This is a genomic window from Pseudomonas sp. PSE14 (genome assembly GCF_029203285.1).
In the GTDB taxonomy this organism is placed as follows: domain Bacteria; phylum Pseudomonadota; class Gammaproteobacteria; order Pseudomonadales; family Pseudomonadaceae; genus Pseudomonas.
On the sequence record NZ_CP115669.1, the window covers coordinates 2,017,394 to 2,030,564 of the forward strand.

A 13,171-nucleotide genomic window follows, 5' to 3' on the forward strand; every position below is an offset into this window, starting at 1 on the left:
GCTTTCTCAGACGCTCACGTTCAGGCGTACGTCGATGTTTCCGCGGGTGGCGTTGGAGTAGGGGCAGACCTGGTGGGCCTTGGCAACCAGGTCCTCGGCTTCGGCCAGGTCCAGGCCCGGCAGGTTGATGTTCAGTTCCACTTCCAGGCCGAAGCCGCCCGGGATCTGGCCGATGCCGACCTTGCCGGTGATCGAGGCATCCGCCGGGATCTGCTTCTTGCTCTGGCTGGCGACGAACTTGATGGCGCCGATGAAGCAGGCGGAGTAGCCAGCGGCGAACAGCTGTTCCGGGTTGGTGGCTTCGCCGCCCTGGCCGCCCAGTTCGCGCGGGGTGCTCAGTTTCACGTCGAGGATGCCGTCCGAGGAAATGGCGCGGCCGTCGCGGCCTCCGGTGGCGGTAGCGGTGGCGGTGTAGAGGGCTTTGATAGTTTGCATGGCGGTGTCTCCGATTGTCTTGCTGGTTAATATCTTGTGCACTAAGCAGTGCGTGAGGTGGAAGTTAGTTCGATTTAATTTAGTGCGCAAGATAATTTTCGGAAGATTTCGGACTAAAGAGCGGTGCGTTCAGGCATAAGCCCGGATTACGGGCCTTGCAGCTGTTCGCGCAACTCCACCAGTTCCTGCTGGAGGCGTTGGAGCTTTTCCAACGTTAGACGGCTGCTGGCGAGGATGCAGCCCGGAATGCTCTCCGCCTGTCGGCGGAGGTCACGGCCCTTGTCGGTCAGGCGCAACTGCACCACGCGCTCGTCGGCCTGGCTGCGGGTGCGGGTGATCAGGCCCTCGGCTTCCAGGCGCTTGAGCAGTGGGGTGAGGGAGCCGGGATCGGTGAGCATCCGCGCGCTGATCTCGCCAACGGTGATGCCATCGCCTTCCCACAGCACCAGCATGGCGATGTATTGCGGGTAGGTGAGCCCCAGTGCCTGCAGCAGCGGCTTGTAGACCTTGGTCATCTGCAGGGAGGTGGAGTAGAGGGCGAAGCACAGCTGGTTGTCGAGCTTGAGTGCTTCGCAGGTCGTATCGGGCTGGGCCATCGCAGTCTCCTGGTCGGCGCCCCTGGCAGATGCCGGGGCGAATGTCCGAGATGAACAGGTAATTGCGCATTAATTTAGCGCGATGGCTATTTGTTGAACAGCGGCCGCGTGGACCCTCGGCTGTAGAGACGATCGCAACCCGCGTCAGGCGCGGAAGCCCTCGACGATGTACTCCGCCAGTTTGTCCGTGACCGGAGTCATGTGGGGCCCGCGCAGCAGCACGATGCTGGCATTGGGCAACTGCGGCAGTCCCTCGTCCTCACCCAGGATGCGCAGGTTGCCAGTGAGCAGGCTGCGCAATTGCGCGGTGACCGCCAGCCCGGCGCTGGCCACGGCGAAGAGTGCCGACAGGCTCGGGCTGCTGTAGGCGATGCGGTAATCCACCTCCATGGCCTCCAGTGCATTGCAGGCCCAGGCGCGGCAGAAGCAGGCGGTGTTGAACATCGCCAGCGGCAGCGGGCGCTGATCCTGCGGACAGAAGCTCTCGGCAGCCATCCAGACAAAGGGCTCCTGACGCAGCAGCTGGCCAATTTCGGTTCCCGGCTCGCGGGTCACGATGGACAGGTCCAGATCATTGCGCAGCAGCAACTGCGCCGAGGACTCGCAGTGCACCTCGACTTGCACCAGCGGGTAGGCTTCGGCGAAGCGCGAGAGGATCTCCGGCAGGAAGCGCATCACGTAGTCGTCCGGCGTGCCAATCTTCACCGCACCGACCATGTGCGGCTGGCGGAAAGTGTTGAACACCTCGCCCTGCAGGCGCAGGATGCGCCGCGCAAAGCCCAGCAATACCTGGCCCTCCGGCGTCAGGCGCACCTGGCGTCCATCACGCTCGAACAGCGAGCGTTCCAGCACGTCCTCTTCCAGGCGTTTCATCTGCATGCTCACCGCCGACTGGGTGCGGTTGACCACCTCGGCGGCGCGGGTGAAGCCGCCATGGTCGGCGATGGCGACGAAGGTGCGCAGCAGTTCGCTGTCGATGCTGGGGAAGCTGCTCATTCATCAATCTCCGAGATGGGATGCATAAGAATGATTCGTTGGATTGATCTTAGCCCCGAGGCGAGACTGCATCCAGGCCCACACGGAGGGATTCACGATGAAAGGTCAACTGGGTTTCGTATCGATGTCCTATCACGCCCACAAGGCGCCGGCCGCACCGCTGTGGAAACGTGCCCTGAAGCGGCTGCTGGAGTGGCAGGAGCTGGCCCGCCAGCGCCGCGTGCTGGCCAGCATGAGCGATGAGGCGCTCAAGGATATCGGTCTGAGCCGTGCCGATATCCAGGAGGAAATCGAGCGTCCGTTCTGGATCGATCACCTGAGACGTTGAGCTGTACGGGCGGCACGCGAGATCGTGCCGCCCGCCGCTGTACCGGATGAACCACTTTGCCAGGGAATGCCCCATGCCTTCGAACTACCACCTCGCCCAGGTCAATATCGCCAAAGCCCGTGCGCCGCTGGACCACCCCGTGATGAAGGGCTTTGTCGATCAGCTGGACCACATCAACCGGCTGGCCGAGTCCAGTCCCGGGTTCGTCTGGCGTTTGCAGACCGATGAGGGTGACGCCACCGCCATTCGTGCCTTCGACGATCCGCTGATCATCGTCAACCTGTCGGTGTGGGAGTCGGTCGAGGCGTTGCGCGAATACGTCTACGGCGGCGAACACCTGGCCGTGCTGCGCCAGAAGCGCGACTGGATGGAGAAGCTGCCGACGCCGAGCCTGGCGCTATGGTGGTTGCCAGCTGGAACGCTGCCCGATGCGCAGATTGCGCGGCATAAGCTGGAGCTGCTGAAGGCGCAAGGCGCGTCGCCGGAAGTGTTCACCTTTGCCCGGCCATTCCCGATGCCCGAGCGAATTGCCGAGCCGGCCTGATGCACTCAGCCCCTTCAATTGGCGCTAGGCTCTAGGGCACTTTCCGCCCTGGAGTCCACCCATGCCGATGGTCGAGTCGCTGTCCCTCAAGCAAGCCCGCCGCCTGGCCCTGGCCGCCCAGGGATTCACCCTGCGCAGGCCCAGCGGGGAGGTGCAGCGCCGCCATGTACGCGGCCTGCTGGAACGCCTGGGTGTACTGCAGATCGACTCGGTGAACGCGCTGGTGCGCTCGCACTACCTGCCGCTGTTCTCGCGCCTGGGCAACTACTCGCCAACCCTGCTGGAAGAGGCGGCCTGGAGTGCCGGGCGGCATCGGCGACTGTTCGAGTACTGGGGCCACGAAGCCTCGCTCCTGCCGCTGGAGCTCTATCCGCTGATGCGCTGGCGTATGCGCCGAGCCTCTGAAGGGCGCGGCATCTATCAGCAACTGGCGCGCTTCGGCCGGGAGCAGCAATCGGTGATCCAGCGCGTGTTGGATGCCGTGCGCGAGCAGGGCGCGCTGGGTGCCGGCAGCCTGAATACCCGCGAGGAGCGTGCCGGTCCCTGGTGGGACTGGAGCGACGAGAAGCATGCGTTGGAGTGGCTGTTCGCCGCTGGCGAGGTGACGGTGGCCGGACGTCGCGGCTTCGAACGGCTCTACGACCTGCCCGAGCGGGTCCTGCCGTCCGCTGTCCTCGATCAGCCCGATCTTGAGGAAGCCGAGGCGCAGCGTCGGCTGCTGCTGCATTCGGCGCAGGCGCTGGGCGTCGCCACCGAGAAGGACCTGCGGGATTACTTCCGCCTGGAGCCGGCCGACAGCAAGGCACGCCTGGCCGAGTTGGTGGAAGGGGGCGACCTGCTGGCAGTGCAGGTGCAGGGTTGGCAGGCGCCGGGCTACTGCCTGACCGATGCGGTCATCCCGCGCAAGGTGCGCGCCAGTGCCTTGCTCTCGCCCTTCGATTCGCTGGTGTGGGAGCGCGCGCGGACCGAGCGCCTGTTCGATTTCCGTTATCGCCTGGAGATCTACACGCCGCAGCACAAGCGCGTCTACGGCTACTACGTGCTGCCGTTCCTGTTCGACGAGCAGTTGGTGGCGCGGGTCGACCTGCGTTCCGACCGCGTGGCGGGAAAACTGGTGGTACACGCCGTCCACGAGGAGGCGAAGGGGCCGGGAGAGGAGGGCTGGATCGCGCTGGCGCAGCAGCTTGGCGAGATGGCCAACTGGCTGGGGCTGGAGAGTGTGGAGGTGAACTGCCGGCGGCCGTCGGGCGTGCGCCTGCAGACGCTGCTGGCGGAGGCCTGAAAGAGGACGAGCCTCGCAAGGAGGCCCGCCGGGTGCGTCACTTGCCGTTGGCGATGCGTTTGCGGATGTGATCGGCACGCTCCTGCGAACCTGGGTGGTCGCTGAACATGCTGCTTGCGCCGCCGTCCATTTTCGCCAGCTTGTCGAAGGCGCTGGCCAGGCCATCGAGCTTGATGCCGCGCTGCTTCAGCAGGTCGTAGGAGAAGTCGTCGGCGGCGGACTCCTGGGTCTGGGAGAACTGCGCCTTGACCAGGGCCTGGCCAATATCGCCGAGTTGCGACTGCGACAGGGCGGCGACCGTGCTGTTGGTGGAGGCAGCGGCGGCCGTACGAGCCGCAGCGGTGGCGTAGGCCGCCTGGGTGGCCTTCTTGATGTGGCCGAGGGAAACATGGCCCAGTTCGTGGCCCAGCACGCCTTCGACCTCGTTGTCGTTCATCATGTCCATCAGGCCGCTGTAGACGCGCACGCAACCGTTGGCCATGGCGAAGGCATTGATGTCCCTGGTCATGTACACCTTGTAGTTCACCGGAGTTCCGTCGATCTGGTTGCCCAGGGCGCTGGCAATGGCGTTCAGGCGTTTGGCATAGGCGCTGGATGACGGGGCGATCTGTGCCTGGGAGTCCAGTTGGGCGCAGGACTCGTCGGCGATCTGCTTGACTTCGGCGTCGCTCAGGGTGGCGGCCTTCATGGCCATCATGCCCGACTGCACGAGGCCGTCGGGGGACATGTTCTGGCAGCCGGAGAGCGCGGCGCTGGCGCCGATGAGCAGGGCGAGGAGGGAGCGGTGCAGGTACATGGGGGTTCTTCCTTGGATTGACGGATGATCCGGGGCGCAGTGCGCGCAATGGGCGCCCACTCTAGGTAGGCGCCCTCTGGCGGATCAATTCAAGGAAGGGCGTTTAGGATTTTTCCCCGGCCTGCGTCGGCTTCAGCGACGCACTTGCTTCAGGGTTTCCGCAATCAGGAAGGCCAGCTCCAGGGACTGGTCGGCGTTCAGGCGCGGGTCGCAGTGGGTGTGGTAGCGATCGCTCAGCCCGGCCTCGGTGATCGGACGGGCGCCGCCGATGCACTCGGTGACGTTCTGTCCGGTCATTTCGATGTGGATGCCGCCGGCATAGCTGCCCTCGGCCTGGTGCACCTCGAAGAACTGCCGAACCTCGGTGAGCACGCGTGCGAAGTCGCGGGTCTTGTAGCCGCTGGAGGCTTTGATGGTGTTGCCGTGCATGGGGTCGGAACTCCATAGCACCTGCTTGCCTTCGCGCTGTACGGTCTGGATCAGGCGCGGCAGGCCGTCGCCGACCTTGTCGGCGCCCATGCGCACGATGAGGTTGAGGCGGCCGGGGTCGTTGTCCGGGTTGAGGATGTCGATCAGGCGGATCAGCTCCTCGCTGTCCATGCTCGGGCCGACCTTCACGCCGATCGGGTTGCCCACGCCGCGCAGCATTTCCACGTGGGCGCCATCGAGCTGGCGGGTGCGGTCGCCGATCCACAGCATGTGCGCCGAGCAGTCGTACCAGTCGCCGGTCAGGCTGTCGCGGCGGATGAAGGCTTCCTCGTAGTTCAGCAGCAGCGCTTCGTGGGCGGTGAAGAAGCTGGTCTCGCGCAGCTGTGGCGCGGTGTCCAGGCCGCAGGCACGCATGAAGGCGAGGGTTTCGTCGATGCGGTCGGCCAACTGCTGGTAGCGCTCGGACAGCGCCGAGTTGGCGATGAAGTCCAGGTTCCACTGGTGTACCTGGTGCAGGTCGGCGAAGCCGCCGCCGGCGAAGGCGCGCAGCAGGTTCAGCGAGGCGGTGGACTGGTGATAGGCCTGCAGCAGGCGCTCCGGGTCCGGCACGCGGCTCTTCTCATCGAAGCCAATGCCGTTGACGATGTCACCGCGATAGGCGGGCAGGGTCACGCCGTCGACGGTTTCCTCGCCGGAGGAGCGCGGTTTGGCGAACTGCCCGGCCATGCGCCCGACCTTCACCACCGGGCAGCCGGCGGCGAAGGTCATCACCACGGCCATCTGCAGCAGCACCTTGAAGGTGTCGCGGATCTTCGCCGCGGAGAACTCGGCGAAGCTCTCGGCGCAGTCGCCGCCCTGCAGCAGGAAGGCGCGCCCGGCGGTGACTTCGGCGAACTGCCGGCGCAACTCGCGGGCTTCACCGGCGAACACCAGCGGCGGGAAGCCGGCCAGGGTGCGCTCGACGTCACCCAGGTGCGTGGCGTCGGGATAGGCGGGTTGTTGCTGGATCGGCTTGCTTCTCCAGCTCTCGGGACTCCAGGGCAGGCTCATCGGTGGCTCGTTCGCGGCTGTGGGCGGTGAAGCCCCATGGTATCAGCTCGCCCCGCGCGCGGCGCGTCCCTGGTGCGCCCTCAATGCGCGGGCAGCGGTTGCAGTGGCGCGGTATGCGGCAGGTCGCGGCGCAGCTCGGCGATATGTTCGCGCACGCTGCGGCGATAGCTGTCCTTGTCCACGTAGTGGGCCATGCGTTCCAGCGGCAGGTACTGGTAACCACCGTCGATGCGCTGCCCGGCGAGCATCCGTTTCAAGTGGCGGAAGCGCTCGGCCGCCGGGTTGCCGGCCGCCAGCTGGCGGATGTACAGGGCGACCAGTTCGGCCTGTTCGGCGCGCCCCTGCCAACCGAGGCCGGAGGCTTCGAGCATGCCGAGCATGAACAGGTCGTCGTACTGCGGATGGAAGGCATTGAGGTACAGCTGCGGCGCGGCGCAGTCCCGGGGCCAGTTGAGCAGCGCGCGGTCGATGAAGGCGTAATCCAGATGGTAGCCGGTGGCGAACAGGATCAGGTCGTACTCCTGGCGCTCGCCATCGCTGAATACCACGCGCTGTCCCTCCAGGCTGCGCACGTCGCGACGGGCGCGGATGTCGCCGTGGGCGAGGTGGTGCAGCACCAGCGAATTCACCACTGGGTGCGATTCGTACAGGCGGTGGTCGGGATTGGGCAGGCCATAGTCCGACGGGCGACCGATCAGCAGGCGCAGCAGCGCCGCATCCAGCCGTTGCTTGAGTGGCCGCGGCAGGCGGACCAGGTTGCCGAAGGTGTCGATCGGCCGGCCCAGGCAGAACTTGGGCAGGAAGTGATAACCGCGGCGCACCGAGAGGTCCACGGAGCGCGCGCGGTGCACGGCGTCCACCGCGATGTCGCAGGCGGAGTTGCCGCAGCCGACGATCAGCACGCGCTTGCCTTCGAAGCAGTCGGCGCTGCGGTACTGGCTGGCGTGGAGGATTTCCCCGGTGAATTCGCCGGGCAGCTCCGGCTGGTTGGGTGTGTGCAGGGTGCCGTTGGCGATCAGCACGCCATCGAACAGCCCTTCGTGCACTTCGCCGTTGCGTTCGCATCGCAGCCGCCAGCCGCGCTCCTGGCGGAGCAGGGCGGTGACCCGGGTGTTGAAACGGTAGTGGGCGTGCAGGCCGTAGTGCCGTGCGTACGCGTGAAAGTAGCGCAGCACCTGGGTGTGGTGCGGATAAGGGGGGACGTCCATGTCCATGGGGAATTCGTCGAACTGGGTCGTGCCCTTGGAGGAAATCAGGTGGGCGGAGTGGTACAGGGTGCTGTGGGGATTGTCGATGTCCCACAGGCCGCCGACGTCGCCGTGGAGTTCGAAACCGGTGAAGGGGATGCCGTACTTCTGCAGTTGGCGGGCGGCGGCAAGGCCGGCCGGACCCGCGCCGATAATGGCATACATGCTCGGTTGTGCCTCTTGGGCTGTTATTCTTGCGGCTTTCGGGCCTGGCAGCCGGTTCCTGCTGCTCAGGCGATCCACGCCTGCTTTTGAAGGATTATCACGTGCTTCAGCCCTCGCAGTTCAATGGCAATCCGCGCCGTCTGTGCATCCTGGCGGATCGCAATGTCACAGTCGCCTTCCGGGGGGCGTGGGCATGAGCGAGGAGCATCGGGTCGAAGAGCGCCTGATCGTCGAGGAGCGCGATGCGTTCGGCGTGATCCGGGTGGTGGAGAACGGTGACTTCCGTTACCTGGAATTCGGCGACGAGGTCGAGCAGAGCTGCGTGCTGATGCAGGACCCCAGCTGGCTGGAGTACGACTATTCGCGGGCCATGCTGCTCGGCGCGCTGTGCCACGCGCGTCCGCGCCGCGCGCTGTTCCTGGGCTTCGGCGCCGGCAGCCTGACCCAGGCCTGCCTGAAGTACCTGCCGCTGGAAGAGGTGGAGGCCATCGAGCTGCGCCCGTCGATTCCCCGGCTGGCTCGCGAGCACCTGGGGCTGGGCGATGATCCGCGCCTGAACCTGCGCATCGGCGATGCTGTCGAGGAACTGGAGCGCTGCGAGCCGGCGGACCTGATCTTCCTCGATCTCTACACCGATACCGGCCCCGCGCCTGCGCATATCGCCTGGGATTTCCTCGGCGCCTGCCGCGAGCGCCTGCGTCCTGGCGGCTGGCTGGTGATCAACCAGTGGAGCACCGACGATGGTCGCCCGCTGGGGGCCGCGCTGCTGCGCGGGCGCTTCCATCGTCACTACTGGGAATGTTCGGTACCGGAGGGCAATGTGATCGTCTTCGTGCCCGCCGAGCTGGATCAGGAACTCAACCTGCGGGCCTTGAAGAAGCGCGTGGCGAGCCTCGAACCGAAGCTGGGCTACCCGCTGCGCGGCTACATCGACTCGCTGTGCCCGGCGCAGTGAGCCGGGCAAGCGTCCTCAGGGAATCTGGTAGCTGAACGCGAAGTTCAGGCGCGGGCTGCGCTCATTGTTGTCCAGCGCGCGGTCACCGATGGGCTTGGCCACTTCCAGCGATACCAGGTAGTGCTTGCGGTTGGTCAGGCGCACGCCGATCGCGGCCGAGCCAAGCTTGGCGTCGGGGAGGCCGTCCTGGGTGTAGTGGGTGCGGGCGGTGTCCACTACCGCGTAGGGCTGGATCTGGTTGAGCACCACGCTCTGGCGCAGGAAGGAGTAGTTCACCTCGTAGGCCGCGCCCCAGCCCTTGTCGCCGGTGGCCTGGTCGTCCGGATAGCCACGGCCGAAGTTCGCGCCGCCGTAGGTGACCTGCTCCGAGTCGGGCAGCACGTCATCGGTCCACTGGAAGCCGGCCGTGGCCACGCCTTGCCAGCGGTCGGTGAACTGATCCTGCTGGGCGCCATAGCCCAGCACGCGGGTGAAGTCCTTGCGGATCGGTTTCTCGGTCTCCGCGCCCATGCCATTCAGGCCCTGGTAGACCGCCAGGCTCCCGGCGCGCACGCGCTTGGTGGCGAACTGCTGGACCACGGTGTCCACGCCGACGACGCGCAGCTTGCTCTTCTGCTCGACGCGGTAGGGGATGTTCGGCACCACCAGGTCGTAGCGGCTGGTGTCGTTCACCGTGTAGCCGCGCAGGTTCACATCCCAGGTCAAGTCGCGGCGCAGCACCAGTGGAATGCCGAGGCCCGCATTGACCCGTTCGTTCTCCCGCTTGCGGGCGAACACCAGGCCGTTGGCCAGGCGCAGCTGGTCGTCCGGTGTGGAGTTGTAATGGCTGTAGCCGGCCGTCAGTTGCAGGCCGTTGTCGCCCAGCAACTGGCTGTAGTTCCAGGCGCGGTAGTACTCGTGATCTTCGCCGGGCGGGTAGAGGTAGTTGAACTGCAGTTGTTCGCCCCAGCCGAGCAGCGACTTCACCTCGGCGGAGAGCAGGCCGCGCTGCTCGCCGTGGCGCGAGTCCAGGTTGGCGCCGGTATTGAAGCGTTTGCTCTGGCCAGCCAGTTCCAGCACTGCGCCGCCGTCATTGGTGGTGGGCGGTTTGAGCGCCATCGTTAGTTGCAGGCCCGGTACGCGGCTCATCAGCACGCTGAAGCGCTCGAAGCTTTCGCGGGTCAGCGGCCGCTCGGCCTTCAGGCGTGCGATCCAGCGGTCCACGCGGGCCTGGTGAGCGCCCAGGTCACCACTGCTGCGTACATCCCTGATATGGCCTTCGACCAATACGATGCGCGCGACGCCTCCCCGGAAGTCCTGGTTCGGCACATAGGCGAAGGAGATGAAGAAACCGTCGTTCTGGTAACGCTGGGTGATGGCCTTGGCCGCCGCCACCAGTTCGCTGACCTGGACCGGCCGCCGGGTCAGCGGCTCCAGCAACGGACGCCAGGTGCTCAGTGGGTAATGACCACCGCCGGCGATCTCGATGCGCTTGAGCTGGATACGTTTCTGCAGGATCTGGCCGGGCTGTTCGGCCTCGGGCGCAGGAGCGGTGACCTTGGGTGCCGTCGGGCGCAGTTCGCCGCCGGGGAGGTTGGGGCGGGGCAGGGTCTGTTCGATATCGGAGCCGGGGAGCTGGATCGGGCGCTCGGCCCAGGCGAGGGGTGTTGCCAACAGCAGGGTCAAGGTGGCGAGTTTGCGCATCTGGCTCCTCCATGAGTCCGACTTCAGCGAAAGGCCAGGAGCCGTGAATGGCTCCTGGCTACCACAGTATGGGCGAGAACTGATTTATTGCTGGGGAGTCGTGACGCCAACTCCCAGCCCAGCGCCCAGGCCGCCGAGGGTGCTGCCGACCGTATTCAGAAGGCCGCCCTGAGTCGTGCTGCCGCTGGTGGTGCCGACACCTGCACCCACGGCGACCCCGGTGCCATCGGTGGTGCTGCCCGATACGACCCCGGCGCCCGCTACCAGTCCGCCGGTACCCGTCACGCCGCTGACCGTGTTGGTGACGCCGCTGAGCAGGCCGCCGGTGCCTGTCGTACCGCCCAGGGAGCCGGTGACAGTGCCCACGGTGTTGGTGACGCCGGTGACCAGTCCGCCAACGGGGCTGGTGCTGCCAGTCGTGCCGCCCAGGGAGCCGGTGACAGTGCCCACGGTACTGGTGACGCCGCCGATAAGTCCGCCAACCGGGTTGCTGCCCGTCGTGCTGCCACTGACCAGGCCGCCTGCGTCGGTGACCACCTGCCCCGTATTGCTGACGATTCCGCCGACCGGGGCCAGTGCCGGGCTTTGGGTGCTGAGCTGATCGCCGGTCTGGGTCACAGCCGTGCCGACGGTGGTCAGCAGGTTGTTCACAGGTGCCGCCAGGCCGGTGGTTGTTCCGATGGTCCTGGTGGTGTTCTCCACCGTGCCCACCACGTTCGCGGTGGTGCCGCTGAGTTGGGTGGTCAACTGACTCAACGGGCCGGTGGTGACCGCTCCGGTGAGGGAGTCGCCGAGCATGGTGATCTGGCCGCCAACGCCGTCCACCACGCCACCGAGTTGGCCGGTGACGCCGTTGAGCGGGGTGCTGGCCAGCAGCGGGCCGTCGCCGACGGCGGCCACGGTGCCGCCGAGACTGCTGACTGCCTCGCCGGTGTGGCTCACCAGGTTGGTTGGGCCGGCCAGGGTGGTGCCGATGGCATTGGGATTGTTGGCCAGGTTGCCCAGGCCGTCGGTGATTCCGTCGCCGACGTGATCCACGCCTGCGGCAACCTGCTGGATGACGCCGCCGGTACCGTCGGTTACGCCGCTGCCGAGCAATGGGACGTCGACGTTCTGCACCACACCGCCGACGGTGCCGAGGGTGCCGCCGACGCTGGAGACCACCTGGCCGGTCTCGCTCAGGATGTTGCTGGTGGCGGGGTTGGGGACAGTAGTGCCGCCGCCGGTACCGCCGTCTCCGCCACCAGTGCCTCCAGTGCCACCGCCGGTGCCGCCAGTACCTCCTCCGGTGCCGCCCGTGCCGCCGCCGGTGCCGCCAGTTCCACCAGTGCCGCCAGTACCACCGCCCGTGCCACCTGTGCCTCCTGTGCCGCCGTCAGTGCCACCGGTACCGCCCGTACCTCCCGTGCCGCCGTCGGTTCCGCCGGTGCCACCGGTGCCACCGTCAGTACCACCAGTACCGCCGTCGCCAGTGCCTGCTCCGCCGTCGCTGCTGCTGCCGGAACTATGATGACTGCCGCCGCCGTGACTGCTGCATCCCTGCAGCGACAGAGCAACGACCAGAAGAGAAAGTGCGAAGACGCGAATCGGGCCTGACATACGAGTTCCTCCATGAAGGACTAGATCCAGCGCGGCTCGGGCGGTACTTCCGGCGAGTCACTGCGCTGCGCTCGATGTCAGTTGTAGAGATTTGTTTTTGAACGCGTAATTGGAACTTGTATATAGTCGTTTTGTTGATTGTAAGTTGATGATTTTAAAGGTGAATATTTAGAGTTATAGCCGTATTTCGAGCGTTCTTAATACCTTGGATATAGCGCTTTTTATGCGAGGCCGAGGGTGAATCGGTGCTCGCTCATTTTCCGCGGAAGCGTCCTTCGCGTTTTTCCTGCATGGCCCTGAAGCCTTCCTGGGCGTCCTCGCTGGACAACAGGCGGCTGGCCATTGCCGGCAGTTCGCGGGCGGCGGCCAACTCGCCCTCATCCAGGCATTGGCGGGCTGACGCCAGGGTGGCGCGAATGCCCAGCGGCGCCTGAGCTGCGACCCGCTGGGCCATCCACAGCGCGCGAGGCATCAGTTCCTCGGGCGCGGTGACTTCCTGCACCAGCCCCAGGCGGCAGGCCTCGTGGGCGTCGAATTGGTCGCCGGTGAGCAGCCAGCGCATGGCGTTGCCCCAGCCGGCCACCTGGTGAAGTCGCAGTGTTGCGCCGCCGAAGGGGAAGATGCCGCGCTGCACTTCCAACTGGGCGAAGCGCGCGTTGCTGGCGCAGAGGTTGATGTCCGCCGCCAGCATCAATTCGATGCCAAGGGTGAAGCAGTAGCCCTGGGCCGCGACCATCAGCGGCTTGGTCAGGCGTGGTCCGCCAAAGGTGCCCCAGGGGTCTACCGCGCCGTCGGGTAACTGCCAGCCCGTGCGGAAGGTTTCGCTGACATCGCCCAGGTCGAGCCCGGCGGTGAAGTGATCGCCGTGGGCGAATACCAGGGCGCAGCGCAGTTGATCGTCACGTTCGTACTCGCCCAGGGCGAGCACCAGCTGGTTGAGCATTTCCAAGTCGAATGCATTGCGCTTTTCGACCCGGTTCAGGCCAAGCAGCAGGACATGATCATGACGTTCACGGGTGATGCGGGGCGTGCTGCTCGGCTTCATCGGTGGCATCCGGCGGGGGAG

The 13,171-nt window shown here is 66.0% G+C and carries 14 protein-coding genes; 5 read left to right on the top strand and 9 right to left on the bottom strand.

The annotated features are described in order from the left end of the window. Positions 1-6 precede the first annotated feature (6 nt). From O6P39_RS09500 to O6P39_RS09510, 3 genes are all read right to left on the bottom strand, one after another. The gene (locus O6P39_RS09500) at positions 7-435 is read right to left on the bottom strand and encodes an organic hydroperoxide resistance protein (RefSeq protein ID WP_275611093.1); all 429 of its coding nucleotides are present in this window, start codon (positions 433-435) and stop codon (positions 7-9) included. A 146-nt stretch (positions 436-581) separates the two neighbouring features. After that, positions 582-1,031, bottom strand: a complete 450-nt coding sequence (locus O6P39_RS09505) for a MarR family transcriptional regulator (protein ID WP_275611094.1) — start codon at positions 1,029-1,031, stop codon at positions 582-584. A 144-nt stretch (positions 1,032-1,175) separates the two neighbouring features. Further along, the gene (locus tag O6P39_RS09510; protein WP_275611095.1) at positions 1,176-2,027 is read right to left on the bottom strand and encodes a LysR family transcriptional regulator; all 852 of its coding nucleotides are present in this window, start codon (positions 2,025-2,027) and stop codon (positions 1,176-1,178) included. A 97-nt stretch (positions 2,028-2,124) separates the two neighbouring features. Here O6P39_RS09510 and O6P39_RS09515 point away from each other — a divergent pair, with 97 nt between their 5' ends. The 3 genes from O6P39_RS09515 (at position 2,125) to O6P39_RS09525 (ending at position 4,181) form a co-directional block, all read left to right on the top strand. Next, positions 2,125-2,355, top strand: coding sequence for a DUF1127 domain-containing protein (locus O6P39_RS09515; RefSeq protein ID WP_275611096.1), 231 nt, complete (start codon positions 2,125-2,127; stop codon positions 2,353-2,355). A 73-nt stretch (positions 2,356-2,428) separates the two neighbouring features. Further along, positions 2,429-2,899 (top strand): DUF3291 domain-containing protein, encoded by a 471-nt coding sequence (locus O6P39_RS09520; protein WP_275611097.1) that lies wholly within the window; start codon positions 2,429-2,431, stop codon positions 2,897-2,899. 61 nt (positions 2,900-2,960) lie between these two features. Next, positions 2,961-4,181, top strand: coding sequence for a winged helix-turn-helix domain-containing protein (locus O6P39_RS09525; RefSeq protein WP_275611098.1), 1,221 nt, complete (start codon positions 2,961-2,963; stop codon positions 4,179-4,181). Positions 4,182-4,218: 37 nt separating this feature from the next. Here the strand turns inward: O6P39_RS09525 and O6P39_RS09530 are convergent, their stop codons facing one another. The 3 genes from O6P39_RS09530 to O6P39_RS09540 form a co-directional block, all read right to left on the bottom strand. Further along, entirely contained in the window at positions 4,219-4,977 is a 759-nt protein-coding gene (locus O6P39_RS09530) for a M48 family metalloprotease (RefSeq protein ID WP_275611099.1), read from the bottom strand. A 132-nt stretch (positions 4,978-5,109) separates the two neighbouring features. Further along, complete coding sequence (locus O6P39_RS09535) at positions 5,110-6,456, bottom strand: 3-deoxy-7-phosphoheptulonate synthase class II (protein WP_275611100.1); 1,347 nt, start codon at positions 6,454-6,456, stop codon at positions 5,110-5,112. 80 nt (positions 6,457-6,536) lie between these two features. Further along, entirely contained in the window at positions 6,537-7,868 is a 1,332-nt protein-coding gene (locus O6P39_RS09540; protein WP_275611101.1) for an NAD(P)-binding domain-containing protein, read from the bottom strand. A gap of 193 nt (positions 7,869-8,061) precedes the next feature. Between O6P39_RS09540 and O6P39_RS09545 the strand changes: the two genes are divergently transcribed. Then, entirely contained in the window at positions 8,062-8,823 is a 762-nt protein-coding gene (locus O6P39_RS09545) for a spermidine synthase (protein WP_275611102.1), read from the top strand. A 15-nt stretch (positions 8,824-8,838) separates the two neighbouring features. Here O6P39_RS09545 and O6P39_RS09550 read toward each other — a convergent pair whose 3' ends face one another. Both O6P39_RS09550 and O6P39_RS09555 read right to left on the bottom strand, forming a co-directional pair. Continuing rightward, positions 8,839-10,506, bottom strand: coding sequence for a POTRA domain-containing protein (locus O6P39_RS09550; RefSeq protein WP_275611103.1), 1,668 nt, complete (start codon positions 10,504-10,506; stop codon positions 8,839-8,841). 84 nt (positions 10,507-10,590) lie between these two features. Then, complete coding sequence (locus tag O6P39_RS09555) at positions 10,591-11,628, bottom strand: collagen-like triple helix repeat-containing protein (protein WP_275611927.1); 1,038 nt, start codon at positions 11,626-11,628, stop codon at positions 10,591-10,593. Here O6P39_RS09555 and O6P39_RS09560 point away from each other — a divergent pair. Further along, on the top strand, positions 11,536-12,102 hold the full coding sequence (locus O6P39_RS09560) for a hypothetical protein (protein ID WP_275612060.1): 567 nt from the start codon (positions 11,536-11,538) through the stop codon (positions 12,100-12,102). The two genes, O6P39_RS09555 and O6P39_RS09560, sit on opposite strands and share 93 nt — an antisense overlap. 256 nt (positions 12,103-12,358) lie before the next feature. Here the strand turns inward: O6P39_RS09560 and O6P39_RS09565 are convergent, their stop codons facing one another. Next, complete coding sequence (locus tag O6P39_RS09565) at positions 12,359-13,150, bottom strand: crotonase/enoyl-CoA hydratase family protein (RefSeq protein WP_275611104.1); 792 nt, start codon at positions 13,148-13,150, stop codon at positions 12,359-12,361. Between the last annotated feature and the right edge of the window lie 21 nt (positions 13,151-13,171).

Bases quoted from the DNA above. Each gene is read 5' to 3' on its own strand.
- O6P39_RS09505 (WP_275611094.1), bottom strand. From the start codon at position 1,031: ATGGCCCAGCCCGATACGACCTGCGAAGCACTCAAGCTCGACAACCAG.
- O6P39_RS09510 (WP_275611095.1), bottom strand. From the start codon at position 2,027: ATGAGCAGCTTCCCCAGCATCGACAGCGAACTGCTGCGCACCTTCGTC.
- O6P39_RS09530 (WP_275611099.1), bottom strand. From the start codon at position 4,977: ATGTACCTGCACCGCTCCCTCCTCGCCCTGCTCATCGGCGCCAGCGCC.
- O6P39_RS09565 (WP_275611104.1), bottom strand. From the start codon at position 13,150: ATGAAGCCGAGCAGCACGCCCCGCATCACCCGTGAACGTCATGATCAT.
- O6P39_RS09520 (WP_275611097.1), top strand. From the start codon at position 2,429: ATGCCTTCGAACTACCACCTCGCCCAGGTCAATATCGCCAAAGCCCGT.
- O6P39_RS09515 (WP_275611096.1), top strand. From the start codon at position 2,125: ATGAAAGGTCAACTGGGTTTCGTATCGATGTCCTATCACGCCCACAAG.
- O6P39_RS09525 (WP_275611098.1), top strand. From the start codon at position 2,961: ATGCCGATGGTCGAGTCGCTGTCCCTCAAGCAAGCCCGCCGCCTGGCC.
- O6P39_RS09500 (WP_275611093.1), bottom strand. From the start codon at position 435: ATGCAAACTATCAAAGCCCTCTACACCGCCACCGCTACCGCCACCGGA.
- O6P39_RS09545 (WP_275611102.1), top strand. From the start codon at position 8,062: ATGAGCGAGGAGCATCGGGTCGAAGAGCGCCTGATCGTCGAGGAGCGC.
- O6P39_RS09540 (WP_275611101.1), bottom strand. From the start codon at position 7,868: ATGTATGCCATTATCGGCGCGGGTCCGGCCGGCCTTGCCGCCGCCCGC.
- O6P39_RS09550 (WP_275611103.1), bottom strand. From the start codon at position 10,506: ATGCGCAAACTCGCCACCTTGACCCTGCTGTTGGCAACACCCCTCGCC.
- O6P39_RS09535 (WP_275611100.1), bottom strand. From the start codon at position 6,456: ATGAGCCTGCCCTGGAGTCCCGAGAGCTGGAGAAGCAAGCCGATCCAG.